The organism is Streptomyces apocyni, assembly GCF_009739465.1.
Taxonomy (GTDB): domain Bacteria; phylum Actinomycetota; class Actinomycetes; order Streptomycetales; family Streptomycetaceae; genus Streptomyces; species Streptomyces apocyni.
In genome coordinates this window covers 383,949-408,395 of the sequence record NZ_WHOM01000033.1, presented here as the reverse complement: position 1 = coordinate 408,395, position 24,447 = coordinate 383,949, and the positions used below count along the sequence as shown (strand labels likewise).

Sequence of the window (24,447 nt, the reverse complement as noted above, 5' to 3'; positions counted from 1 at the left end):
GTGATCGAAGGTACCCCAGTGCCTGCCTTCGGCAGGCTCTCCAGCGGCCTGTCAGTCCTTCGCGGTAGCGTCGGGGCATGAGCGACACCATGCCGGAGCAGGAGCCTGACCACGGGGGAGAGCCGTCGGCCGCATCGACGCACGACCCGGCCGAGCCCCGGCCCCTCGGGGTACCGCGCACCGCTACCGGCCACGCCGACGTCGACGCGCGCATGGCACGACTCGGCGATACCGACCACCTCGCCACGGACGGGCATATCGAGGTGTACGAGGATGTACACCGGGGGCTGCGCGACGCGCTGACCGCGCTGGACGCACGCGAGGGTCCCGACGCACGCCAGGGTTCCGACGCACCCGCCCCGACAAGCCCGTACGACAACAGGAGCTGAACCGAACGTGGCAGGAGTGGCACGCCGCCGCCTCGACGCCGAGCTGGTACGCCGCAAGCTGGCGCGGTCGCGCGAGCACGCCGGGCAGCTGATCGCCGCCGGGCGGGTCACCGTCGGTGGGAACACCGCGACCAAGTCCGCCACCCAGGTGGAGACCGGGGCCGCCATCGTGGTGACCCAGGACGCCGACGACCCCGACTACGTCTCACGCGGCGGGCACAAGCTGGCGGGCGCCTTCGCGGCGTTCGTCCCGCAGGGCCTGAAGGTCGAGGGGCGGCGCGCGCTGGACGCGGGCGCCTCCACCGGGGGCTTCACCGATGTGCTGCTGCGGGCCGGGGCGGCCCATGTGGTGGCCGTGGACGTCGGCTACGGTCAACTCGCCTGGTCGCTGCGGAGCGATGAACGGGTCACCGTCAAGGACCGTACTAACGTACGTGAGTTGACGCTTGAGGTGATCGATGACGAGCCGGTTGACCTGGTCGTGGGCGACCTGTCCTTCATTCCGCTGGGTCTGGTGCTGCCCGCCCTGGTGCGCTGCACGGCGCCCGGCGCCGACCTGGTGCTGATGGTGAAGCCGCAGTTCGAGGTGGGCAAGGAGCGGCTCGGCAGCGGCGGTGTGGTGCGCAGCGCCGCACTGCGCGCCGATGCCGTGCGGACGGTAGCCCGACAGGCCTGGGACCTGGGCTTCGGGACGCAAGCCGTCACCGCCAGCCCGCTGCCGGGACCGTCCGGGAACGTCGAGTACTTTCTGTGGCTCAGGGCCGGGGCACCCGCACTCGACCCGGCGGATGCTGACCGTGCGGTGGCGGAGGGACCCAGTTGACGACCCAGTTGACGGCCGAGACGTCTGACGCGACCTCTGAGGAGGCGTCCGAGGTGACGAGCGGCCGAGACTCAGCGCGTACCGTCTTCCTGCTCGCGCACACCGGCCGGCCCGCCGCCATCCGCAGTGCCGAACTCGTCGTCCAAGGGCTGCTGCACAGCGGCATCGGGGTACGGGTCCTGGAAGCCGAGGCCTGCGACCTGCCGCTGCCGCCCACCGTTGAGCAGGTGCCGGAGGCGACCCCCGAGGTGCTCGACGGCTGTGAGCTGATCGTGGTGCTCGGCGGGGACGGCACGCTGCTGCGCGGCGCGGAGTTCGCGCGCGCCTCCGGGGTGCCGATGCTCGGCGTCAACCTCGGCCGGGTGGGCTTCCTCGCGGAGGCCGAGCGGGACGACCTCGACAAGGTCGTGGACCGGGTCGTCACCCGCGCGTACGAGGTCGAGGAGCGGATGACCCTCGATGTGCTCGTACGGGACAACGGCAGCGTGGTGCACACGAACTGGGCGCTGAACGAGGCCGCCGTCCAGAAGGTGTCCCCGGAGCGGATGCTGGAGGTGGTCCTGGAGATCGACGGCAGGCCGGTCTCGGGCTTCGGCTGCGACGGCATCGTCTGCGCCACCCCGACCGGGTCGACGGCGTACGCCTTCTCCGCGGGCGGCCCGGTGGTCTGGCCGGAGGTCGAGGCCCTGCTGATGGTGCCGATCAGCGCGCACGCGCTGTTCGCCAAGCCGCTGGTGACCTCGCCGTCTTCGGTGCTCGCCGTCGAGGTACAGCCGCACACGCCGCACGGCGTGCTGTGGTGCGACGGGCGGCGGACGGTGGAGCTGCCCGCGGGCGCGCGTGTGGAGGTGCGCCGGGGCGCGGTGCCGGTCCGGCTGGCCCGGCTGCACCATGCCTCGTTCACGGACCGCCTGGTCGCCAAGTTCGCGCTGCCGGTGTCGGGGTGGCGGGGAGCGCCGCACTAGCCGTTCCTGGGGGAAACCCCACCCCGGCGAGTGACAGGCCGTTCGCCCTGCCCCCTCGTCACCTGCGTCTTCGTACGTGCTGGGCGGGGCCCGTCGCACAGCGGGGCGGGGACCTCGTAAGGTCGTGTCCGTGTTGGAGGAGATGCGGATACGGTCGCTCGGAGTCATCGACGACGCGGTCGTCGAGCTGTCACCAGGCTTCACCGCCGTGACCGGTGAGACCGGTGCGGGCAAGACGATGGTGGTCACGAGCCTCGGGCTGCTGCTCGGCGGGCGCGCGGACCCCGCCCTGGTGCGGATCGGCGCCAAGTCGGCGGTGGTGGAGGGGCGGATCTCCGTGCCCGCCGGCGCCCCGGCGGTGCTGCGTGCCGAGGAGGCGGGCGCCGAACTCGACGACGGGGCGCTGCTGATCAGCCGTACGGTCTCCGCCGAAGGGCGCTCCCGCGCCCACCTCGGGGGCCGGTCGGTGCCGGTCGGGCTGCTCGGCGAGCTCGCCGACGACCTGGTCGCCGTGCACGGCCAGACCGACCAGCAGGGCCTGCTCAAGCCCGCCCGGCAGCGGGGAGCACTCGACCGGTACGCGGGTGACGCGGTGGCCACGCCGCTCGCCAAGTACACGGCGGCGTACCGCAGACTGCGGGCGGTCGTCACTGAGCTCGATGAGCTGACCACCCGGGCGCGGGAGCGTGCCCAGGAGGCGGACCTGCTGCGCTTTGGACTCGATGAGATCGCGGCGGTCGAGCCGCGCGGCGGCGAGGATGTCGAACTGGCCGCCGAAGCCGAGCGGCTCGGGCACGCCGAGGCACTCGGCTCCGCCGCGTCCACCGCGCACGCCGCGCTCGCCGGGAACCCCGAAGACCCGGAGGGCGTCGACGCCGGGCTGCTGGTCGGGGGCGCGCACCGGGCGCTGGACGCCGTACGCGCGCATGACCCCGCGCTGTCCGCGCTCGCCGATCGGCTGGGCGAGGTCGGCATCCTGCTGGGCGATGTGGCGGGCGAGCTGGCGGGGTACGCGGACCGGCTGGACGCCGATCCGCTGCGGCTGGCCGCGGTCGAGGAGCGGCGGGCCGCGCTGACCCAGCTGACCCGCAAGTACGGCGAGGACATCGACGCCGTACTGGCCTGGGCCGAGCACAGCGCCGCGCGGCTCACCGAGCTCGACAGCGACGACGACCACATCGAGGAGCTCACCGCCGAGCGGGCGGCGCTCGGCGCCGAACTGGCCGGGCTCGCCCAGGCCCTGACCGACGCCCGCACGGAGGCCGCCGAGCGGTTCGCCGCCGCGGTCACCGCGGAGCTGGCCTCGCTCGCGATGCCGCACGCGCGCGTGAGCATCGACATCCGGCAGACCGACGATCCGGACGGCATCGACGTCGGCGGCCGGACCGTCGCGTACACCCCGACCGGCGTCGACGAGGTCGAACTCCTCCTCGCGCCCCATCCGGGAGCTCCGCCCCGGCCGATCGCCAAGGGCGCGTCCGGTGGTGAGCTCTCCCGGGTCATGCTCGCGGTCGAGGTGGTCTTCGCGGGCTCCGACCCGGTGCCGACCTATCTCTTCGACGAGGTCGACGCGGGCGTCGGCGGCAGGGCGGCCGTCGAGGTGGGCCGACGGCTGGCCCGGCTCGCCAGGTCCGCCCAGGTCGTCGTGGTCACCCACCTGCCCCAGGTGGCGGCCTTCGCCGACCGGCAGTTGCTGGTCGAGAAGACCCACGACGGCTCGGTGACCCGGTCCGGTGTCCAGGTACTCGAAGGCGAGGACCGCGTCCGCGAACTGTCCCGGATGCTCGCGGGCCAGGAGGACTCCGAGACGGCCCGCGCGCACGCGGAGGAACTCCTGGCGGCGGCCCGCGCGGACGGCTGAGTACGGGCGCTGACAGCGCCAGGCCCTTCAGGCCCTTCAGGCCCTCCAGGTCTGCCAGGCCCGCCAGGCCATAGAGTCGCGGTATGCAGATGGGGATCAGTCGGCCCGGTGGCCGTATCGCCGCGCTGGCCACGGCCGCCCTGGCGACCAGGGCCGGATACGAGGCGCTGCGGCGGGCGAAGCCCGGCGGGGCAGGGCGCTGGGAGCGGAAGAACCACGCGGGGCGCACCGTCGACCTGTGCGCCGGGCCCGCCGCCACGCTCGGCGGCGTCCTCGCGGCGCTCGCCCCGCGTGGCCTGGAGCCTCCCGCTCGCGGCGCCACCGCGCTGGCGGTCGCCGTGGCGGGGGCCTGTGGGGCGTACGACGACATCGTGGGCGCCGACGACCCGCGGCGCGGATTCCGCGCGCATCTGGGCGCGCTGCGCCGGGGCGAGGTGACCAGCGGCGCGGTGAAGCTCTTCGGTATCGGGGCGGCCGGGCTGGCCGCGGGCGCGCTGCTCAAGGAGCGGCCAGTCGACCAGGTGCTGGCGGGTGTGGTGATCGCGGGCGCGGCGCACTGCGTGAACCTGGTGGACGTACGTCCTGGGCGGGCCGGTCTGACGGTGCTGGCCCTTGGCGCGCCGGGCCTGCTGAAGCGGAGCGGCGCGCTCGCCGCCGCGCCCATGGGGGCGGCGGCGGCCGTGCTGGTGGACGACCTGGGGGAGCGCACCATGCTGGGCGACGCGGGGGCGCACGCCCTCGGGGCGGGCCTGGGCGCGGCGATCGTCGCGGGCAACGGACGGCTGGGGCTCGCCGCGCATGCGGCGGCCGTGGTCGCCGCGGCGGTGTACGGCGATGTGGTCGGCCGCGCGGACGCCGCCGTGCCGGGCTGTGGTGTTCTGGGCGCATCCGAGGTGCCCACGGTGGTCCGCGCGGGGTGAGGACGTCGCCGCTGCACTGGTGTGCGATCACCCATCTGGGTGATCTGCGCGGGCGTCGTGTCGTTCCGTCGCGGGATTAGCCCCTCGGCGGTGCCGGAACGTCCGTGCGGGCTGGCATCCTTGACGGTGCGCACGCACCGTACGAGACCCGTCCGCCCTCGACCCAGGAGCCCTGGCCACCGTGAGCAGCCACGCACCGCAAGGCCAGCCGCCGCTGCGCACCGTGCTGGTGCTGGGTGGCGGCAGCGCGGGCAGCAGCACCCATGTCCGCTCGCTTGCCGCAGGCCTCGTCGCGCGTGGCGTACGGGCCACCGTCTGCGCACCCGCGGAGCTCGACCCGCTGTATGACTTCACCGGCGCCGGGGCGGAGTTCGTGTCGGTGCCGCGCAGTGGCGACCCGAAATCCGTGGCCGCGCTGCGTGCCGCCTGCGCGGACGCGGACCTGGTCCACGCGCACGGCCTGCACGCCGCGGTCCGCGCGTCGCTGGCACTCGCCGGGCGCGGGGCGTGGCCCACCCGCCGACGCACCCCGCTGGTCGTCACCTGGCACTCGCGCGGCTACCCGGAGGGAGCCCGAGCCCCCGTACTGCGGCTGCTCGAACGCCAGGTCGCGCGGACCGCGGCCGTGGTGCTCGGCACCTCCTCGGAGCTCGTCGACCGGGCCCGCCGCAGGGGCGCCCGCGACGCCCGGCTCGCGCCGATCGCCTTTCCCGTGGCACGCCGTACGGTCGCCTCCGGCCCCGACGACCCGGATCAGGTGTGCGACAAGACCCGGGCGGAACTGGGCTCCGTGGAACGCCCGTTGCTGATGGCGGTCGGCTCGCTCGACCGGCACCGCGGCTACGACACGCTGCTGGACGCCGCGCGCGCCTGGCGGCAGCTCGACCCGGTTCCGCTGCTGGTCGTCGCGGGCGAAGGGCCAGAGCGCGGCGCGCTGCAGCGCCGGATCGAGGCCGAGGAACTGCCGGTGCGGCTGCTCGGCCGCCGGGACGACATCCCGGAACTGCTCGCCGCGGCCGATATCGCGCTGCTCCCCAGCCGCTGGGAGTCCCGCTCGGTGCTGGCCCACGAGGCGCTGCACGCGGGAGTTCCGCTGGTCGCCACCGCCGTCGGCGGGGTGCCCGAACTGGTGGGAGACGCCGCCGAACTGGTCCCGTACGGAGACGCGGGGGCGCTCGCCGCCAGCGTCGCCGCGCTGCTCGCGGACCCGGAGCGCAGGGCAGAGCTCAAGCGCAAGGGCCTGGCCCAGGCGGCGAGTTGGCCCACCGAGGACGAGACGGTCGCGCAGATCCTGAGCGTGTACGACGAGTTGGCTCAGCCTTTCGCCCGCTGAGGCCTTTCGCCCGCTGAGCCGGCCAGGCCAGGTCAGGCAGGTCAGGCCAGGTCAGGTCACATGCCGCCGCGCCCGCAGGGCCAGGCTGAGGGCGAGTACCGTCTGCGGGTCGTCCAGATCCGTACCGAGCAGCTCCGCGATTCGGGCCAGCCGGTTGTACAGCGTCTGCCGGTTCAGATGCAGTTCGCGCGCCGTCTCCGCCTTGCGGCCCGCGTGGGCGAGATACGTCTCCAGGGTGGGCAGCAGCGGAGTCTTCGACCGGTGGTCGTGCGCGCGCAGCGGACCGATCGCCCGCTCGACGAACGCCGCCAGGTCCGGGTGCTCGCGCAGCCGCCACAGCAGCAGATCGGTGTCCAGGCGCCGCGCGTCGTACCACGGCCGGTCGGGCAGTCCCTGTGCCGCGGCCGCCGTCTCCGCCGCGTGCCGCAGCCCCGCCGCGACCGCCGCCCAGCCGCCCGCGACGCCCCCGGCCACCACGACCGGGGCGCGCGCGCCGGGCCGCAGCATGCCCGCACGTTCGACCCCGGCCCGCAGGGCTGCCGCGACCCGGTCGGCCACCGCCGTCCGCTCGGACTCCGAGCGCAGCCCGACCAGCAGCGGCACCCGCCCCTCCACCGGACGCACCCCCACCAGGACAGGCACTCCCACCGATGCCAGTTCCTCCGTAACGGCGCGGGCCAGCACCGCCCAGCCGCCACCAGGCGCCAGGCCGTCCCCGCCGTCCGGGAGCCGCATCACGACCGGCAGCAGTGGCCCGGCACCCGGCTTGAACCCCAGCACCCTGGCCTGCGCCGGAGCGTCGTCCGGGGTGCAGCGGCCCTCCGCCAGATCGGTCAGGAAGTCGCCACGGCCACGCGCCGCCAGCTCCTCCTCCTGCCGGGCCTGCATCAGCACCACGGCCAGGATGCCCGCGGCGCGCTCGGCCGCCATCCGGTGCACCGCGAGCAGCGGCCCGGCCACCGGAAGCTGGACGAGCCGGGCCCGTACGGACCCGGCTCCCGGGCCGCCCCCGGGCACATCGACCACGACGGCCCCCGCGGGCGGCCCCTCCGCGCGCTCCGGGCGCCGCCCGCGCAGCCCCTCCCACACCTGAAGCGGGTCGACCCCGCCCGTGGACACCGTGGACGTGCCCCCCGAAGCCTCGGTGGCGGCCTGGATGGCGGTCGGCCCGGCCGCGTACAGCAGCTGTCCGTCGGCGGTCTCCAGGAACACCGGGTTGCCGCAGAAGTCCGCGAGCGTGCCGAGTACCTGGGGCACTCCGCCGCCGCCGAGCAGTACCTGGGTGCAGCGCTGGTGCACCTCCTCGGCCTGCTGGAGCAGGGCGTAGTGGTGGTTGACGATCTCGGTGTGCACCTCTTCGGTGACCGTCACGAAGGCCACCTCGCGGTGCAGCTGCACCAGCGGCAGCCCGGTGCTGCGCGCGGTTTCCACGATCGCGGCCGGAAGCTGCGTGAATCGCGTCCCCAGCTCCACGACCAGCGCGGCGATCTGGCGCTCGGCCAGCTTCGTCACGAAGGCGCGTTGCTCGGCGGGCCGGGTGCCGAGGCCGATGCCGGTGCTGAGCAGCAGTTCGCCGCCCTTGAGGAGGGAGGCGATGTTCGGCGCCTCACCCGCGTGCACCCAGCGCACGGTGCGGTGCAGCCGGTCGGCCCCCGCGACGACCTCGGGCAGGCCGCTGCGCAGCCCCGGCAGCTCCAGTGCCCGTCGTACGGTGATACCGCCCTGCACGTCCATGGCGGGACGGTACCCCGTCCGTACGCTCCGGGGAGATCAGCCCCCGTACGCCCCCGACGCGGTCAGCCGTAGCGCCGTGTCGATCAGCGGGACGTGGCTGAAGGCCTGCGGGAAGTTCCCGACCTGGCGCTTGAGCCGTGGGTCCCACTCCTCGGCGAGCAGTCCGAGGTCGTTGCGGAGCGAGAGCAGCCGCTCGAAGAGCTCGCGGGCCTCGTCGACGCGCCCGATCATCGCGAGATCGTCCGCGAGCCAGAAGGAGCAGGCCAGGAACGCGCCCTCGTCGCCCTCGAGGCCGTCGACGCCTGTGTCGTCACCGGATGTCGGGTAGCGCAGGATGAATCCGTCGGAGGTGGACAGCTCCCGCTGAATCGCCTCGATGGTGCCGACCACCCGCTTGTCGTCCGGGGGCAGGAAGCCCACCTGCGGGATCACCAGCAGGGACGCGTCGAGTTCCTTGGAGCCGTAGGACTGGGTGAAGGTGTTGCGCTCCGGGTCGTAGCCCTTCTCGCATACGTCGCGGTGGATGTCGTCGCGTAGTTCGCGCCATTTCTCCAGCGGTCCGTCGGCGTCGCCCGACTCGAGCAGCCTGATGGTGCGGTCGACGGCGACCCAGGTCATCACCTTGGAGTGCACGAAGTGCCGACGCGGTCCGCGTACCTCCCAGATGCCTTCGTCCGGTTGGTCCCAGTGGGTCTCCAGGAAGCGGATCAGTTTCAGCTGGAGCAGCGAGGCGTAGTCGTTGCGCGACAGGCCGGTCATATGGGCCAGATGCAGCGCCTCGGTGACCTCGCCGTAGACGTCGAGCTGGAGTTGGTGTGCGGCGCCGTTGCCCGCCCGGACCGGTGTCGAGCCCTCGTATCCGGGCAGCCAGTCCAGTTCGGTCTCGCCGAGTTCTCGTTCCCCCGCGATGCCGTACATGATCTGCAGGTTCTCCGGGTCGCCCGCGACCGCCCGCAGCAGCCACTCGCGCCAGGCGCGGGCCTCTTCGCGGTAGCCGGTGCGCAGCAGCGAGGAGAGGGTGATCGCCGCGTCCCGCAGCCAGGTGAAGCGGTAGTCCCAGTTCCGGCAGCCGCCGATGTCCTCCGGCAGCGAGGTGGTCGGCGCGGCCACGATCCCGCCCGTCGGCGCGTAGGTGAGTGCCTTCAGCGTGATCAGCGAGCGGATCACGGCCTCGCGGTAGGGGCCGTGGTACGTGCAGTGCTCGACCCACTCGCGCCAGAAGTCCTCGGTCGCCTCCAGCGCGGCCTCGGGCTCGGGCAGCGCGGGCGGTTCGCGGTGCGAGGGCTGCCAGCTGATGGTGAACGCGAACCGGTCGCCGGGCGCGACGGTGAAGTCGGAGTACGTGGTGAGGTTCTCCCCGTACGTCTCGGCAGGGGTGTCGAGCCACACGGAGTCCGGGCCCGCGACCGCGACCGTACGGCCGTCGACCTTGTGGACCCAGGGCACGATCCGCCCGTAACTGAAGCGCATCCGCAGCGCGGAGCGCATCGGTACCCGACCGCTGACGCCCTCCACGATCCGGATGAGCTGGGGGGCACCGTCGCGCGGCGGCATGAAGTCGGTCACCCGGACCGTGCCGCGCGGAGTGTCCCACTCCGATTCCAGTACGAGGGAGTCGCCGCGATACGTACGGCGGTCGGCGGGGGGCGGCCCGTGTGCGGCGGAGTAGGCAGGGCCCAGTCGCCAGAAGCCGTGTTCCTCGGTGCCGAGCAGTCCGGCGAACACGGCGTGTGAGTCAAAGCGGGGCAGGCACAGCCAGTCGACCGTGCCGTCCCGGCAGACCAAGGCGGCGGTCTGCATATCGCCGATGAGTGCGTAGTCCTCGATGCGCCCGGCCACGTGCATCTCCAGTCGAACGGCCACGTCCGCCCCGCGGGGCGCTTGCGTTGCAGTCAAGGGTCGTTGACGAGCTTGGGTGATCCGGTTTCGGGCGGGGATGGTGCCTGGGCCGGCCTGGCTCGGCAGCGAGTGTCCGAGCAGGATACGACGCACCCTAGTGATCCGCGCGGGGGTCGCGGCAAGAGATGTCCGCCGAACGAGTGAGCGCTGGGTGAGAGGTAGACGAGGGGTGATGCGTCGCGTACAGGCCGTATGCGCGCGGTGAACCGTGCCCTGTTGCGCGCGGTGATCCGTGCCCTGTGCGTACCCTGTGCCTGCCGGGCCCGGAGCCCGCGTTGGCGGCGCGCGGCCTGTGCGGTGGTGGCTGGAAGCGGGTCCCGTCACTCGCTGATACCCTGGTAGCCCGTGGACCGGTGGGTGTCAGACCCCCGAACCGCAGCGACGACGCCACCCCTCGATAGCCGATATCGGGGTCCGGATGTCGGTACGCACCACCACTCGCGACCACGGGAGCCCCCTCTTGGCCATGCCGCCCAAAGCCACGACGACCAAGCACATCTTCGTCACCGGGGGTGTCGCCTCCTCCCTCGGCAAGGGCCTGACCGCCTCCAGTCTGGGTGCGCTGCTCAAGGCGCGGGGCCTGCGGGTCACCATGCAGAAGCTGGACCCGTACCTGAACGTCGACCCCGGCACCATGAACCCGTTCCAGCACGGCGAGGTGTTCGTCACCAACGACGGCGCTGAGACCGACCTGGACATCGGCCACTACGAGCGCTTCCTCGACGTCGACCTGGACGGCTCGGCCAACGTCACCACTGGCCAGGTCTACTCGCAGGTCATCGCCAAGGAGCGGCGCGGCGAGTACCTCGGTGACACCGTGCAGGTCATCCCGCACATCACCAACGAGATCAAGCACCGCATCCGGCGGATGGCCACCGACGACGTCGATGTGGTCATCACCGAGGTCGGCGGCACCGTCGGCGACATCGAGTCGCTGCCGTTCCTGGAGACCGTCCGCCAGGTCCGCCACGAGGTCGGCCGGGACAACGTCTTCGTCGTGCACATCTCGCTGCTGCCCTACATCGGCCCGTCCGGTGAGCTGAAGACCAAGCCCACCCAGCACAGCGTGGCCGCCCTGCGGAACATCGGTATCCAGCCGGACGCCATCGTGCTGCGCGCCGACCGGGACGTACCGCTGTCCATCAAGCGCAAGATCTCGCTGATGTGTGACGTCGACGAGGCCGCCGTGGTCGCCGCGATCGACGCCAAGTCGATCTACGACATCCCCAAGGTGCTGCACACCGAGGGCCTGGACGCCTATGTCGTCCGCAAGCTGGACCTCCCGTTCCGCGATGTGAACTGGACCCAGTGGGACGACCTCCTGGACCGGGTGCACAACCCGAACCACGAGGTCACCATCGCGCTGGTCGGCAAGTACATCGACCTGCCCGACGCCTACCTGTCGGTGACCGAGGCACTGCGTGCGGGCGGTTTCGCGAACAAGGCCAGGGTCAAGGTCAAGTGGGTCACGTCCGACGACTGCAAGACCGCCGCGGGTGCCGCCCGCCAGCTCGGCGACGTCGACGCGATCTGCATCCCCGGCGGCTTCGGCGACCGTGGGGTGAATGGCAAGGTCGGCGCGATCACGTACGCCCGCGAGAACAAGATCCCGCTGCTCGGGCTCTGCCTCGGCCTGCAGTGCATCGTCGTCGAGGCGGCCCGTAACCTCGCGGACATCCCGGAGGCCAACTCCACCGAGTTCGACGCGGCCACCGCGCACCCGGTGATCTCCACCATGGCCGAGCAGCTCGACATCGTCGCGGGCGAGGGCGACATGGGCGGCACCATGCGGCTGGGCATGTACCCGGCGAAGCTGGCGGACGGCTCCATCGTCCGTGAGGTCTACGACGGCAAGGAGTACGTGGAGGAGCGCCACCGCCACCGCTACGAGGTCAACAACGCCTACCGCGCGGAACTGGAGAAGAAGGCGGGCCTGGTCTTCTCCGGCACGTCCCCGGACAACAAGCTGGTCGAGTACGTCGAGTACCCGCGTGAGGTCCACCCCTACCTGGTCGCCACCCAGGCGCACCCGGAGCTGCGCTCCCGGCCGACCCGCCCGCACCCGCTCTTCGCGGGCCTGGTGAAGGCGGCCGTGCAGCGGCAGGAGAGCGCGGGGCAGCAGAGCTAGTCGTACGGGCTGGCCGTAAGAGCTAGTCGTACAAGAGAGATACGGTTGCCGGGGTACGGGCTCTTTGCGGGCTTGTACCCCGGTTTCTGCTTTCGATGGCATGTTTCCAAGGCATGCGCACGCGCGTAGGAGGACGTTCTTCATGACGCTCAGGGACACCGCCGAACAGTGGCAGGTCACGGCCACCGAGACGCCGTTCGTCGGTAACAAGACCAGCGTCCGCGCCGACGACGTGATCATGCCCGATCGCACCGTCGCCCGCCGTGACTACCAGGTCCATCCCGGCTCGGTCGCCGTGCTCGCCCTCGACGAGCAGGGGCGGGTCCTGGTCCTGAAGCAGTATCGGCACCCCGTACGCCACAAGCTCTGGGAGATCCCGGCCGGGCTGCTCGACGTGCCGGGCGAGAACCCGCTGCACGCGGCCCAGCGCGAGCTCTATGAGGAGGCGCACGTCAAGGCCGAGGACTGGCGGGTGCTCACCGACGTCTTCACCACACCCGGCGGCTGTGACGAGGCGGTACGTATCTTCCTGGCCCGCGATCTGTCGGCGGCCGACGGCGAGCGCTTCGACGTCAGCGAGGAGGAGGCCGACATGGAACTCGCGCGGGTGCCCTTGGAGGACCTCGTACGGGGCGTGCTCGCCGGAGACCTGCACAACAACTGCCTCGTCGTGGGCGTGCTCTCACTCGTCGCGGCGGAGCGGGGTGAGGGTCTGGACGCGCTGCGCCCGGCCGACGCGCCCTGGCCCGCCCGCCCCTTCGAGGCCTGAGGGCCTGTCAGGCTCTCCTCACCCTTCTCACCTCTTGCGGTATGACCATCCGTTGATCCGATCGAGGGATCTGTCCGCCATGCTCCACCAGGTCCGTCGCCGAGCGTGAACTACGCTCGGAATCCCCCCGACCGCAGCCGCGGGCGGGCTCGGTGCGCAGGTGGACGGGAGCGTGGCCCGTGACGGATCAGGCGGTGGACACCCACACGGCTTCGCCCGTATCGGAGGGTCCCGCGCCAGGAGCCGGGCCCGGCCCAGGGACCCCCGGGTTCTTCGGCCGGGAGCGGGAGCTGAGGGAGCTGCGCGCCGATATCGCGCGCACCGGCCTCGACACCCTCACCGGCCGAAAGCAGCCACGCGCCCGGGTCCTGCTCATCGCCGGACGGCCGGGCTCGGGACGCACCGCGCTGGCCGAGGAGCTCACCCGGCAGGTCGCCGACGCCTACCCGGACGGGGTGCTGCGCGCCCGGCTCACCGAGCCCGGCGGCGAGCGCGTCCCCACCGAACGCAGCGCCAGGCGACTCCTGGACGCGCTGGACATCCCGGCGACCCCCGGCGCCACCGACGACGACCTCACCGAGGTGCTGCGCGCCGCTCTGTCCGCACGCCGGGTGGTGCTGCTGCTCGATGGCGCCGCCGACGCCGAGCAGGTCGAGCCGCTCCTGCCGGACGCTCCGGACTGCCTGGTCGTCGCCACCGCCGAAGGGCCGCTCACCGGCATCCCCGACGTACGGCCGTGCACACTCGGCGGCCTGGACGCCGGGTCCGCCCGGGAGCTGCTCAGCGGCTTCGCTGGCTCGGTACGTATCACCTGCGACCCCCGGGCCGCCGAGGCGCTGGCCGAGCAGTGCGCGCACCGTCCCGCGTCGCTGGTCCTGGCCGGGGGCTGGCTGGCCGCCAGGCCGAAGGCCTCGGTCGCCGAGCTGGCCAAACAGCTGAACGACCTGCCGGCCGACACGGCCGGAGCCAGAGGCTCCCTGGAGCGGGTCTTCCGCTTCGTGCACGCCGGACTGCCGCGCCCGGCGGCCCGCATACTGCGACTGCTCGCGCTGGCCCCCGCCGGGATCGCCGACCCGCACACCGCCTCCGCGCTGGCCGGCTGCTCGGTATCCGCCGCCCGCACGACCCTGGACGACCTCGCCACGCTCGGACTGCTGCACCCGCTCGACCGGAGCCGTTTCGACGAGCGCCGCCCCGGGTCTCGCGGCGGCGCGGACACCGAGCTGCCGCAGTACGAGGTGCCCAGCTGTCTGCTGCCGAGCCTGCGCGCGCTGCTCGAGACCGAGGACCGGCCCGCCGAACTGCAACTGGCGCGGGCCCGGATGCTGGAGCGGACCGTACGGCTGCTGCAGTCCTGCCGGGCCATCACCGATCCGGACGGCTCACCGGCCCGCAAACGGCTCGCCGGGCTGCCCCGCTCGCTCCGCTTTCCGAACGTCTCGGCGGCCGCTCAGTGGCTCGGAGCCCGGCAGCCCGCGCTGCTCGCGTCCGCCCGGCTCGCGGTGGCCGAGGGCGAGCTGGACACGCTCGCCAGGCGACTGATGGCCGCGCTGGTCCGGGCCCTGGTGGCGCACCAGGGCACCGAGGCCGCCGCCCCCGAGCTGTACGGCATCCACCAGCTCGTCCTGGATGTGGCGCGGCGGCGTGGTCTGCTGCGCGAGCAGGCCGCCGCGCTGCTGAACCTCGCCGACCTGGACGCCGCCACGGGCCGTACCCAGCAGGCGCTGGACCGCTACCGGGCCGCGCTGGAGGCGGCGCGGGCCGCGAACGACCCGTATGCCACCGGCCGGGCGATGGAATCCGTCGGCGGCGCCTACCAGGAGCTGGGGGACTGGCAGCGGGCCGCCGACTGGTTCGGTCGGGCGCTCGGACCACGGCTGGCGCGCGACGAGCGGCTGGACGCGGCCCGGCTGTACGGGCGGATCGCGGCCGCGCACACCTACGCGGGCCGCTACGGCGAGGCGCTGCGTAACTGGCGCTCCGCGGTCGCCGGGTACCGCAAGGCGGGCGATGTCCCGTCCCACGCACGCGCGTTGAGCGAGCTGGCCCGGGTCCAGGAGTACGCGGGCCACCCCGAGGATTCGCTGGCCACCTGCCGGGAGGCGGTGGAGTGGGCGCGGCAGGCCCAGGACGTACGACTGCTGGGTGCGCTACAGCTCAGGCTGGCCGACACCCTGGACCGGCTGGGCGACCCGGCCGCCGCCGGGCTGCACCGCACGGCGGCCGAGCGCATGCTGGGAAGGGAGCTCCCCGAGGACGGAGCAAGATCTTCCGCCTACGAAATCCGTAGCGCATCTTCGAGAGATTGATGCTTTGAAAGGCTAGACAGCTCAAAATCCTTCATTAGACTGGCTCCGCCGCGTACTTCCGTGGTGTCTCCCGTTGCGCCCCCATGTAGCGGGGAAAGTCTGCTGTTGCCCGGAAACATCCCTGAGTCAAGGACCGTGATCGACGATGAAGGTCGGCATCCCCCGCGAGGTCAAGAACAACGAGTTCCGGGTGGCGATCACCCCCGCCGGAGTGCATGAGCTGGTCCGCCACGGCCACCAGGTCGTCATCGAGCGGAACGCAGGCGTCGGCTCGTCGATCACGGACGAGGAGTTCGTCGCCGCGGGCGCCCAGATCCTGCCCACGGCCGACGAGGTGTGGGCCACCGCTGACCTGCTGCTGAAGGTCAAGGAGCCGATCGCCGAGGAGTACCACCGCCTCCGCAAGGACCAGACGCTCTTCACCTACCTGCACCTGGCCGCGTCCCGTGAGTGCACCGACGCGCTCCTGGAGTCCGGTACGACCGCGATCGCGTACGAGACCGTCGAGACCGCGAGCCGCGCGCTGCCGCTGCTCGCCCCGATGTCCGAGGTCGCGGGCCGTCTCGCCCCGCAGGTCGGCGCGTACCACCTGATGCGCTTCAACGGTGGCCGCGGCGTGCTGCCGGGCGGTGTCCCCGGCACGTCGGCGGGCAAGGCCGTCGTCATCGGCGGCGGTGTCTCCGGCTGGAGCGCCACCCAGATCGCCGTCGGCATGGGCTTCCACGTCACCCTGCTCGACCGGGACATCAATAAGCTGCGCGAGGCCGACCGGATCTTCGGCACCAAGGTGCAGACGATCGTCTCCAACGCCTTCGAGCTGGAGAAGGCCGTCACCGAGGCCGACCTCGTCATCGGCGCGGTGCTGATCCCGGGTGCCAAGGCGCCGAAGCTGGTCACCAACGAGCTCGTCGCCAAGATGAAGCCCGGAAGTGTCCTTGTCGACATCGCGATCGACCAGGGTGGCTGCTTTGAGGACTCGCGTCCGACCACCCACGCGGAGCCGACTTTCAAGGTCCACGAGTCGGTGTTCTACTGCGTCGCCAACATGCCCGGCGCGGTGCCCAACACCTCGACCTACGCGCTGACCAACGCGACGCTGCCCTACATCGTCGAGCTCGCCAACCGCGGTTGGGTCGAGGCGCTGCGCCGCGACCCGGCGCTGGCCCTGGGTCTCAACACCCATGACGGCGAGGTCGTTTACGGTCCGGTCGCCGAGGCCCACGGCCTGTCCAGCGTCGAACTGAGCACGCTGCTGGGCTGAATCGGCCGCCACTCGGTCGTTCACGTCAACCTGAGCGTCAATCTCGCACACCCGGCCGGACCTTGCCCGTCAAGGTTCGGCCGGGTGTGTATCAGGTCACTTTGTGAGACTCGATCAACTCGCGCCGAACGTAGCCCTTTAACCGATTCGCACCCCCGTGAAACCCGGTGAGAGGTCCTTGTGCACCCTTGACAGCGGGGTGTTCGGTTGCCGACACATCGGGCCCGGAACGGCGGATTGTGTTGCTGCGGACCGGTGACACGCCATAGAGTCGCCAACCGTCGGCATGGTGCCACGCTGACCTATCGAGAAGTTTCCTGGTCACCAAGGAGGTAAGACGACTTGTGAATGAGTCGACATTTACTCCCGGGGGTGGTCAACCAGGAATGCCTGCGCAGGGATCGGGCCCCGAGGGGCTCGAAGCTGTCGGCTCCGTCGCTGTCCGCACCTTCGCCGACCGTCAGAACACGCAGCGCGCCCAGCGCGCGCAGCCGACGCTTTCAGCCCACCAGAGCATGGATGGCCATCAAGTGAACGCCATGGCCGGCGACCGGAGTGGCGAGAACACCACCCAATTCGCTGACTACGAAGAACTGCCCGAGGGGCACTTCTACGACCCCGACGCCGAGTACGAGCCCGACCCCGAGTACGCGGCCACCCTCGCCCCGGACGCCGCCCGCCAGCGCCGGGAGCGGATCGGCCCGACCGGGCGCCCGCTGCCGTACTTCCCGATCCCCGGGCCGCTGACCGACCACGGTCCCGCGAAGATCATCGCGATGTGCAACCAGAAGGGCGGCGTCGGCAAGACGACGTCCACCATCAACCTGGGTGCCGCGCTCGCCGAGTACGGGCGCCGGGTGCTGCTGGTCGACTTCGACCCGCAGGGCGCGCTCTCGGTCGGCCTCGGGGTCAACCCGATGGAGCTCGACCTCACCGTCTACAACCTGCTCATGGAGCGGGGCATGGCGGCCGACGAGGTGCTCCTGAAGACGGCCGTGCCCAACATGGACCTGCTGCCGAGCAATATCGACCTCTCGGCGGCCGAGGTGCAGTTGGTGAGCGAGGTCGCGCGCGAGTCCACGCTGCAGCGGGCGCTCAAGCCGCTGATGGCCGACTACGACTACATCGTGATCGACTGCCAGCCCTCGCTCGGTCTGCTGACTGTGAACGCGCTGACCGCGGCGCACAAGGTGATAGTGCCGCTGGAGTGCGAGTTCTTCGCGCTGCGTGGGGTGGCGCTGCTCACCGAGACGATCGAGAAGGTGCAGGAGCGGCTCAATCCCGAGCTGGAGCTCGACGGCATCCTGGCCACGATGTACGACTCGCGGACGGTGCACAGCCGTGAGGTGCTGGCCCGGGTCGTCGAGGCCTTCGACGACCACGTCTACCACACGGTGATCGGGCGCACGGTCCGCTTCCCGGAGACCACGGTCGCCGGTGAGCCGATCACGACGTACGCCTCCAACTCCGTCGGTGCCGCCGCCTATCGCCAGCTCGCCAGGGAGGTGCTCGCCCGGTGTCACGCCGAGTGAGTCTGCCGGGGGCCGACGAACTGTTCCGTACCACCGGGGGAATGGCGCTCACCTCGTCGTCCCCGAGGCGACCGGCCAACGGTGAGGCGCGCGTTCCGGCTCCGGCGGGCGAGAGCGACGGGGCGGCCGCGGGCGAGGACGACGGCGAGAGCGCCGAGCACTCCACCGCGGAGGCGGACTCCTCCGACCATCGCAGCCGGGGCGCCGAAGGCGTGGACGCGGAAGGGCGTACCAAGCGCCGTCAGGCGCAGGAGGCGGCCTCCGCGCCGCCGTCATCGCCTTCGGCCAGGACCGCTGACGGGTCCGCCGGGTCCACGCGGCGCCGGGGCAGGGCGCAGGGGCGTCGGCCCAGTGGGCGCGAGCGCCACGACGAGAAGATCACGGTGTACGTGTCGGCCGAGGAACTGATGGACCTCGAGCACGCGCGGCTGGTGCTGCGCGGCGAGCACGGGCTCGCGGTGGACCGCGGGCGGATCGTCCGCGAGGCGGTCGCGGTGGTCCTGGCGGACCTTGAGTCGCGAGGCGAGGCCAGCATTCTCGTACGGCGGCTGCGGGGGCGCTGACGCGGGTCGGCGTGCCGCCGCGGCGGGGTCGGGGCGATAGCCTGCGTCTGCGCCTGTGCCTGCTTTGTGCTGATGCGCAGCCGTACGCCGCTGTTTGTCGCCCCTCTGGATCGTGATGCCGCCGCCCGAAGACCCCACCCAGCCTCGCCGTGGACACCGCCGCTCACTGGGGCGGGGGCCAGGCGCGGTGGTGGCCGCGGAGCAGGAGACCTCCCCCACCCCGCCCCTCCCCGAAACCGGGGGCGAGCCCCCGGACCCCCGACGGTCGGCGCCTGAGCCGGGCGCGGCGTCGGCGTCGCGCAACGCGACGGACGACCCTCCCGCCGAGGGCGAGCTGGCTGCGCCGGACACCCAGGCCGCGCCGGGCGAGCGGCCTGCGACCGGCCCGGAAGGCGGGACGTCTGCCGAGGGTGGGACGCCTGCCGACGGTGGGACGTCTGCCGACGGCGGTGTGCCGCGTGGCGGTCGGATGCTGGCGGCCGGGGGCGAGCTGGCTGCGCCGGACACCCAGGCCGCGCCGGGCGAGCGGCCTGCGACCGGCTCGCCAGGCGGGACGTCTACCGAGGGTGGGACGTCTGGCGGTGGCGGCGTGTCGTGCGGTGGTCGGATGGCTGCCGGGGAGGCGACGCCTACGGGTGGTGAGGGGGATGGCGGGCGGTTTACCGTGCGGCTGGCCAATTTCGAGGGGCCCTTTGACCTGCTGCTGCAGTTGATCGCCAAGCACAAGATGGACGTCACCGAGGTGGCGCTCTCGCAGGTCACGGACGAGTTCATGGGGTACATCCGGGCCATGGGCCCGGACTGGGACCTCGACCAGACCACCGAGTTCCTGGTCGTCGCGGCCACGCTGCTCGACCTCAAGGCCGCCCGGCTGCTGCCCTCGGCCGAGGTCGAGGACGAGGCCGACCTCGCCCTGCTCGAAGCGCGCGACCTGCTCTTCGCCCGGCTGCTGCAGTACCGGGCGTACAAGGAGATCGCCGACATCTTCAGCGGGCGGCTCGATGACGAGGCCCGGCGCTACCCCCGTACCGTCGGGCTCGAACCGCACCACGCCGCGCTGCTGCCCGAGGTGGTCATCAGCATCGGCGCCGAGGGGTTCGCCAAACTGGCGGTCAAGGCGATGCAGCCGAGGCCCAGGCCCCAGGTGTACGTCGACCACATCCACGCCCCGCTCGTCTCCGTACAGGAACAGGCCGAGGTCGTCGTCGCGCGGCTGCGTGAGCGCGGCGAGCTGCGCTTTCAGGAGCTCGTCGCGGACGCCGCCGACACGCTGACGGTCGTGGCCCGCTTCCTGGCGCTGCTCGAGCTGTACCGCGAGAAGGCCGTCGCCCTGGACCAGGACGAGGCGCTGGCCGACCTGCTGGTGCGCTGGACCGGGGGCGAGGGAGCCGAGCCGGTGGTCACGGACGAGTTCGACCGGGCGTCCGAGGTCGAGGACGGCCCAGGCGCCGCGGACGGTCCGCGTGAGACGAAGGAGAAGGCGTGAGTGCCAAGGAAGGCGTGAGTGCGAAGGAAGGCCGGCCTCCGGCCGGGCTGGCGGCCGTGGCGGACCTGGACCTCAAGCCCGCACTGGAGGCCGTCCTGATGGTCGTCGACGAACCGGCCACCGAGGAGCACCTCGCCAAGGTGCTGGAGCGCCCGCGCCGCCAGGTCGCCGACGCGCTGCGCGAACTGGCCGACGCGTACACGGCCCAGCGACGCGGCTTCGAGCTGCGCCTGGTGGCCGGTGGCTGGCGCTTCTACACCCGCCCCGAGTACGCCGCGGCCGTCGAGGGCTTCGTCCTGGACGGCCAGCAGGCCCGGCTCACCCAGGCGGCCCTGGAGACGCTCGCCGTGGTCGCGTACCGCCAGCCGGTGAGCCGCTCAAGGGTCTCCGCGGTGCGCGGAGTGAACTGCGATGGTGTGATGCGGACGCTGCTTCAGCGGGGTCTGGTGCAGGAGGCGGGCGCGGAACCCGAAACAGGTGCGATCCTGTACGGGACGACGAACTACTTTCTGGAGCGGATGGGCCTGCGCGGCCTGGACGAGCTCCCGGAGCTCGCGCCCTTCCTCCCCGAGGCGGACGCGATCGAGGCCGATACGCAGGAAGGCGTTCCGTCGTTCGATCCGGACGCCCCGGAGCCAGACGACGTAGACGACAAGACGGAACTTTGATGCGAAGCAGCAGCGGCAGGAACAGCAGCGGAAACAACGGCGGGAGCCGTGGTGGCAACAGCGGCGGCCGCGGCAGCAGCGGCGGCCGCGGCGATTACCGGGGTTCCGGTAGCAGCCGCGACGGCCAGCCGAAACGACCCAGCAAGCCTCGTCCCGAGGAGCGCCGCTACGACGTGAGCCCGGCCGACGGCGGCCCCGGGCCGAGGAAGGGCCGCGGCGAGGCCGCGCGGGGTGGCGCCAAGGGCGGTCCTCGTACGTCCCAGGGCAGCGGCGCGCGAGGCGCCCGCCGCGGCGCGCCCGCCACGTCACGCGAGTACGACGCGCGGCAGGAGGAGCGCAACCGCGAGCGTTACGCGGGCAAGCCGGAGGTCAAGACCCCCAAGGCCTTCCCGGGCGCCGAGCAGGAAGGCGAGCGGCTGCAGAAGGTGCTGGCCCGGGCCGGGTACGGCTCGCGGCGTGCCTGTGAGGAACTGGTCGAGCAGGCCCGCGTCGAGGTCAACGGCGAGATCGTGCTCGAGCAGGGGCTGCGGGTGAAGCCCGAGAGCGACGAGATCAAGGTCGACGGGCTCACGGTCGCCACCCAGTCGTACCAGTTCTTCGCGCTGAACAAGCCCGCCGGTGTGGTCTCCACCATGGAGGACCCGGACGGCCGCCAGTGCCTGGGTGACTACGTCACCAACCGGGAGACCCGGCTCTTCCACGTGGGACGGCTCGACACCGAGACCGAGGGCATCATCCTGCTCACCAACCACGGCGAGCTGGCGCACCGCCTGACCCACCCCAAGTACGGCGTGAAGAAGATCTACCTCGCCGCCATCCAGGGCCCCATCCCGCGCGACCTGGGCAAGCAGCTCAAGGACGGCATCCAGCTGGAGGACGGGTACGCCCGTGCCGACCACTTCCGGGTCGTCGAGCAGCTCGGCAAGAACTACATGGTCGAGGTGACCCTCCACGAGGGCCGCAAGCACATCGTGCGCCGGATGCTCGCCGAGGCGGGCTTCCCGGTCGAGAAGCTGGTGCGCACCCACTTCGGCCCGATCGGGCTCGGCGACCAGAAGTCCGGGTGGCTGCGCCGTCTGAGCAACACCGAGGTCGGCATGCTGATGCGCGAGGTCGAGCTCTGACGGGTGGCAGCCGCTGACACCGTGGCGCGCTGCTCACATCGTGGTGGCGCTCTGCCCCCCACCCCTTTATAGTCTCAGTGACGATAAGGGGGTGGGTGTCGTGGCACAGATGCCCGGCAAGGCCACGGGTTCGCTGATCGGACTCGCCATCGGAGACGCGCTCGGCTTCCCGACCGAGTTCAACGACGTACCGTCGATCCTCGCCAAGTGCGGGCCCTGGCGGGAGATGCGCCTGCCCGAGCCCGCGTTCGTCACGGACGACACACAGATGACGCTCGCGCTCGGCCGCGGGCTGCGCACCGCCATGGACCGCGGACTGCTCGGCCCCAAGCGCCTGGAGCGACCGGTCCGCGAGGAGTTCGTCGACTGGTACCACTCGCCCGACAACAACCGGGCACCCGGCCGCACCTGCCTGGTCGCCTGCCGGAAGCTGGACAGCGAACGGCCGTGGCAGGCCGCGAGCCAGATCCACTCCAAGGGCTGCGGCGCCAACATGCGGGTCACGCCGATCGGGCTCGCGCCGGGGCTCAGCGAGGAGCAGCGGGCCGGTGCCGCGCAGCTGCAGTCCGGGCTCACCCACGGGCACCCGACGGCGCTCGCGGCGAGCGACCTGACCGCGAGGGCGGTGTTCCTGCTCGCCGAGGGCGCGGACCCGACAGCCCTGGTCGGGCTGCTGCGCTCGTACGCCATCGAGAACCGCACCCGCTACCACCAGCGCTGGCTGGGCGACCTGTGGACCCACGCCCAGGACCCGAGCGCGGAGCATTTCATCGCCCGCGGCTGGGACGAATGCCTGGCCATCCTGGAACGCCTCGCCACCTCGGTGCGCGAGGCGAACCCGGAGACCGACCCGTGCCTGGCCACCGGGGAGGGCTGGATCGCCGAAGAGGCCCTCGCCACCGCGCTGCTCTGCTTCCTCCACTTCCCCGACGAGCCCGTCACCGCGCTCCGCAGGGCCGCCTGCACCTCGGGCGACTCCGATTCGATCGCCTGCCTCACGGGCGCGCTCGCGGGCGCGCACCTGGGTGCGGGGGCGTGGCCCGCGGCGTGGGCCGAGCGGATCGAGTACCGGGACGAGCTGGTGGCGCTCGGTGCGAGCTGGGACGTCTGACGGATGGACGGATACGACGGCACGTCGCTGCGCGCGGCCGGGCTGCCGGAGACGGACCTCCGCCCGGCTATCGCGGAGCAGGACGACCCCGTGCTGTTCGCGACGGTTTCCGGGGCTCACCTGTACGGCTTCCCGTCCCAGGACTCGGACGTCGACCTGCGCGGGGTGCATCTGCTGCCGACCGCTGCACTGGTCGGTCTGCGGGAGCCGGACGAGACCAGGTCACGGATATGGCAGCGCGACGGCATCGAACTGGATCTCGTCACCCACGACCTGCGCAAGTTCGTCCGGCTGCTGCTGCGCCGCAACGGCTACGTGCTGGAGCAACTGCTGTCCCCCCTGGTGGTGCGCACCTCCGAGGCGCACGCGGAGCTGGCGTCGCTGGTGCCCGGCGTGCTGACGCACCACCACGCGCACCACTATCGGGGGTTCGCGCACACCCAGTGGCGGCTCTTCGAGAAGACCAGTGAGCTGAAGCCGCTGCTCTACACCTTCCGGGTGCTGCTCACCGGCATCCATCTGATGCGGTCTGGTCAGGTTCAGGCCCACCTGCCGAGCCTGCTGTCACAGGTGGCCGCGCCGGGCTATCTGCCGGATCTGATCGCTGCCAAGGCCGCGGAGGAGCATGGTGTGGCGGACGTGGACGACACGCGCGTGCGGGGCGACGTGGAGGCGCTGCACGCGGTGCTGGACGCGGCACAGGACGGCTCGGGGCTGCCGGACGCGCCAGGAGCCCACGACGCGTTGCACGACTTCGTCGTACGCACGCGCCTCGCGTAGGCCCCTCAGCGGGCCGAGGCGCGGCGGGTGCGGGTCAGGAAGTCCTCGACGCGGGCCCGGTCCGGCTCCGGCGGCAGTGGGCTGCGCGCCGCCGCCTCATCGGCCTCCGCGGCGAGCCGCGTCATCCGGGACTGGACCTCAGCCCAGGGGACTTCGCCGCGCCGAACCGCGAGCAGGAAGTCACGGGCGTCACCGACGTCGATGACCAGCTCGCCCGTGCGCAGCAGGTCGCGGCAGGTCATCAGCAGCCGGAGCAGGTGCATCGCGTGCTTCCAGCGCGGCGCTCCGCGGCGGCGTACGTCCGTCGCGAGCTTCTCGTGCTGCCCCAGCGCGTAGCGGGAGAACGTCTGGTGCGCCTGGCGGGACAGGAACGCGCCGCGCAGGGCGAGCAGTTCGCGACCGGTGTCGTCCAGACGCTCGACGAGCGGGGAGTGCAGACACTCCAGGATGTTCGGATTGGCGCGCAGCGCGAGCGTGCAGAAGCGTTCCAGCTCCCAGGAGAACTGCTCCTCCAGAGGGCCCTCCACATGCGTCGGGGGCTTCTCGAAGCGCCAGTAGAGCGGCGTCGGGGCGACGAACACCCCGCGCCGGTCGGTGTCGCTGGCCTCGGTGGCCAGGCCGAAGGCGCGGGAGCCCATCACGCACGAGTACACCGTGTGGTCGCGGACGAGCTGCTCGGGACGCATGGCCGCGAGACTACGTGAGCGGGAGCGGCCCGCGTCTCGCCAGGCGGGCGTCGTGCGCTGGTGGGTCACAAAGCTGACTAGGCTGATCGGGACAGGGACGTTCATG

20 protein-coding genes are annotated in these 24,447 nt (G+C 72.1%); 17 read left to right on the top strand and 3 right to left on the bottom strand.

Going from position 1 to position 24,447, the window contains the following annotated elements; all coding sequences use genetic code 11:
* Positions 1-77 precede the first annotated feature (77 nt).
* The 6 genes from GCN81_RS02455 (at position 78) to GCN81_RS02430 (ending at position 6,291) form a co-directional block, all read left to right on the top strand.
* Positions 78-389 (top strand): hypothetical protein, encoded by a 312-nt coding sequence (locus GCN81_RS02455; RefSeq protein ID WP_156721721.1) that lies wholly within the window; start codon positions 78-80, stop codon positions 387-389.
* Between the two features lie 7 nt (positions 390-396).
* On the top strand, positions 397-1,212 hold the full coding sequence (locus GCN81_RS02450; RefSeq protein WP_156721720.1) for a TlyA family RNA methyltransferase: 816 nt from the start codon (positions 397-399) through the stop codon (positions 1,210-1,212).
* Between the two features lie 53 nt (positions 1,213-1,265).
* Complete coding sequence (locus GCN81_RS02445) at positions 1,266-2,177, top strand: NAD kinase (protein WP_156721719.1); 912 nt, start codon at positions 1,266-1,268, stop codon at positions 2,175-2,177.
* A 142-nt stretch (positions 2,178-2,319) separates the two neighbouring features.
* Positions 2,320-4,038: a DNA repair protein RecN gene (gene recN, locus GCN81_RS02440; RefSeq protein WP_156721764.1), complete on the top strand. Its 1,719-nt coding sequence runs from the start codon at positions 2,320-2,322 to the stop codon at positions 4,036-4,038.
* An 83-nt stretch (positions 4,039-4,121) separates the two neighbouring features.
* Positions 4,122-4,958: a hypothetical protein gene (locus GCN81_RS02435; protein WP_231626305.1), complete on the top strand. Its 837-nt coding sequence runs from the start codon at positions 4,122-4,124 to the stop codon at positions 4,956-4,958.
* A gap of 172 nt (positions 4,959-5,130) precedes the next feature.
* Positions 5,131-6,291: a glycosyltransferase family 4 protein gene (locus tag GCN81_RS02430; protein ID WP_156721718.1), complete on the top strand. Its 1,161-nt coding sequence runs from the start codon at positions 5,131-5,133 to the stop codon at positions 6,289-6,291.
* Positions 6,292-6,342: 51 nt separating this feature from the next.
* On the opposite strand, the gene GCN81_RS02425 is transcribed toward GCN81_RS02430, so the two are convergent.
* Complete coding sequence (locus tag GCN81_RS02425; protein WP_156721717.1) at positions 6,343-8,025, bottom strand: PucR family transcriptional regulator; 1,683 nt, start codon at positions 8,023-8,025, stop codon at positions 6,343-6,345.
* Positions 8,026-8,061: 36 nt separating this feature from the next.
* Positions 8,062-9,864, bottom strand: coding sequence for a glycoside hydrolase family 15 protein (locus GCN81_RS02420; RefSeq protein WP_197287436.1), 1,803 nt, complete (start codon positions 9,862-9,864; stop codon positions 8,062-8,064).
* Between the two features lie 526 nt (positions 9,865-10,390).
* Between GCN81_RS02420 and GCN81_RS02415 the strand changes: the two genes are divergently transcribed.
* The 11 genes from GCN81_RS02415 to GCN81_RS02365 all read left to right on the top strand — a co-directional run bounded on the left by GCN81_RS02415 (position 10,391) and on the right by GCN81_RS02365 (position 23,655).
* Positions 10,391-12,052, top strand: a complete 1,662-nt coding sequence (locus GCN81_RS02415) for a CTP synthase (protein WP_156721716.1) — start codon at positions 10,391-10,393, stop codon at positions 12,050-12,052.
* Between the two features lie 142 nt (positions 12,053-12,194).
* Positions 12,195-12,821: an NUDIX domain-containing protein gene (locus GCN81_RS02410; RefSeq protein ID WP_156721715.1), complete on the top strand. Its 627-nt coding sequence runs from the start codon at positions 12,195-12,197 to the stop codon at positions 12,819-12,821.
* 179 nt (positions 12,822-13,000) lie between these two features.
* The gene (locus GCN81_RS02405) at positions 13,001-15,130 is read left to right on the top strand and encodes a tetratricopeptide repeat protein (protein ID WP_407697928.1); all 2,130 of its coding nucleotides are present in this window, start codon (positions 13,001-13,003) and stop codon (positions 15,128-15,130) included.
* 145 nt (positions 15,131-15,275) lie between these two features.
* Complete coding sequence (ald, locus tag GCN81_RS02400; protein ID WP_156721714.1) at positions 15,276-16,391, top strand: alanine dehydrogenase; 1,116 nt, start codon at positions 15,276-15,278, stop codon at positions 16,389-16,391.
* A gap of 386 nt (positions 16,392-16,777) precedes the next feature.
* A complete protein-coding gene (locus GCN81_RS02395; RefSeq protein ID WP_156721713.1) occupies positions 16,778-17,923 on the top strand; it encodes a ParA family protein in 1,146 nt (381 codons plus the stop codon).
* Positions 17,908-18,486, top strand: a complete 579-nt coding sequence (locus GCN81_RS02390) for a hypothetical protein (RefSeq protein ID WP_156721712.1) — start codon at positions 17,908-17,910, stop codon at positions 18,484-18,486. Before GCN81_RS02395 ends, GCN81_RS02390 begins: the two co-directional genes overlap by 16 nt.
* A gap of 115 nt (positions 18,487-18,601) precedes the next feature.
* Entirely contained in the window at positions 18,602-19,972 is a 1,371-nt protein-coding gene (locus tag GCN81_RS02385; protein WP_156721711.1) for a segregation/condensation protein A, read from the top strand.
* Positions 19,973-20,070: 98 nt separating this feature from the next.
* A complete protein-coding gene (gene scpB / locus GCN81_RS02380) occupies positions 20,071-20,640 on the top strand; it encodes an SMC-Scp complex subunit ScpB (RefSeq protein ID WP_231626317.1) in 570 nt (189 codons plus the stop codon).
* The gene (locus tag GCN81_RS02375) at positions 20,640-21,764 is read left to right on the top strand and encodes a pseudouridine synthase (RefSeq protein ID WP_156721710.1); all 1,125 of its coding nucleotides are present in this window, start codon (positions 20,640-20,642) and stop codon (positions 21,762-21,764) included. The genes scpB and GCN81_RS02375 overlap by 1 nt, the downstream gene beginning before the upstream one ends.
* A gap of 109 nt (positions 21,765-21,873) precedes the next feature.
* Positions 21,874-22,875 (top strand): ADP-ribosylglycohydrolase family protein, encoded by a 1,002-nt coding sequence (locus GCN81_RS02370; protein WP_156721760.1) that lies wholly within the window; start codon positions 21,874-21,876, stop codon positions 22,873-22,875.
* A 3-nt stretch (positions 22,876-22,878) separates the two neighbouring features.
* Positions 22,879-23,655: a nucleotidyltransferase domain-containing protein gene (locus GCN81_RS02365; RefSeq protein ID WP_156721709.1), complete on the top strand. Its 777-nt coding sequence runs from the start codon at positions 22,879-22,881 to the stop codon at positions 23,653-23,655.
* A 5-nt stretch (positions 23,656-23,660) separates the two neighbouring features.
* Here the strand turns inward: GCN81_RS02365 and GCN81_RS02360 are convergent, their stop codons facing one another.
* The gene (locus tag GCN81_RS02360) at positions 23,661-24,341 is read right to left on the bottom strand and encodes a nucleotidyltransferase domain-containing protein (RefSeq protein WP_156721708.1); all 681 of its coding nucleotides are present in this window, start codon (positions 24,339-24,341) and stop codon (positions 23,661-23,663) included.
* Between the last annotated feature and the right edge of the window lie 106 nt (positions 24,342-24,447).

Excerpts from the sequence above, each read along its gene's own strand:
- GCN81_RS02395 (WP_156721713.1), top strand. The coding sequence starts at position 16,778 with ATGCCTGCGCAGGGATCGGGCCCCGAGGGGCTCGAAGCTGTCGGCTCC.
- GCN81_RS02370 (WP_156721760.1), top strand. The coding sequence starts at position 21,874 with ATGCCCGGCAAGGCCACGGGTTCGCTGATCGGACTCGCCATCGGAGAC.
- recN (WP_156721764.1), top strand. The coding sequence starts at position 2,320 with ATGCGGATACGGTCGCTCGGAGTCATCGACGACGCGGTCGTCGAGCTG.
- GCN81_RS02415 (WP_156721716.1), top strand. The coding sequence starts at position 10,391 with ATGCCGCCCAAAGCCACGACGACCAAGCACATCTTCGTCACCGGGGGT.
- GCN81_RS02425 (WP_156721717.1), bottom strand. The coding sequence starts at position 8,025 with ATGGACGTGCAGGGCGGTATCACCGTACGACGGGCACTGGAGCTGCCG.
- GCN81_RS02410 (WP_156721715.1), top strand. The coding sequence starts at position 12,195 with ATGACGCTCAGGGACACCGCCGAACAGTGGCAGGTCACGGCCACCGAG.
- scpB (WP_231626317.1), top strand. The coding sequence starts at position 20,071 with ATGGTCGTCGACGAACCGGCCACCGAGGAGCACCTCGCCAAGGTGCTG.
- GCN81_RS02455 (WP_156721721.1), top strand. The coding sequence starts at position 78 with ATGAGCGACACCATGCCGGAGCAGGAGCCTGACCACGGGGGAGAGCCG.
- GCN81_RS02365 (WP_156721709.1), top strand. The coding sequence starts at position 22,879 with ATGGACGGATACGACGGCACGTCGCTGCGCGCGGCCGGGCTGCCGGAG.
- GCN81_RS02375 (WP_156721710.1), top strand. The coding sequence starts at position 20,640 with ATGCGAAGCAGCAGCGGCAGGAACAGCAGCGGAAACAACGGCGGGAGC.
- ald (WP_156721714.1), top strand. The coding sequence starts at position 15,276 with ATGAAGGTCGGCATCCCCCGCGAGGTCAAGAACAACGAGTTCCGGGTG.
- GCN81_RS02360 (WP_156721708.1), bottom strand. The coding sequence starts at position 24,341 with ATGCGTCCCGAGCAGCTCGTCCGCGACCACACGGTGTACTCGTGCGTG.
- GCN81_RS02385 (WP_156721711.1), top strand. The coding sequence starts at position 18,602 with ATGCCGCCGCCCGAAGACCCCACCCAGCCTCGCCGTGGACACCGCCGC.
- GCN81_RS02435 (WP_231626305.1), top strand. The coding sequence starts at position 4,122 with ATGCAGATGGGGATCAGTCGGCCCGGTGGCCGTATCGCCGCGCTGGCC.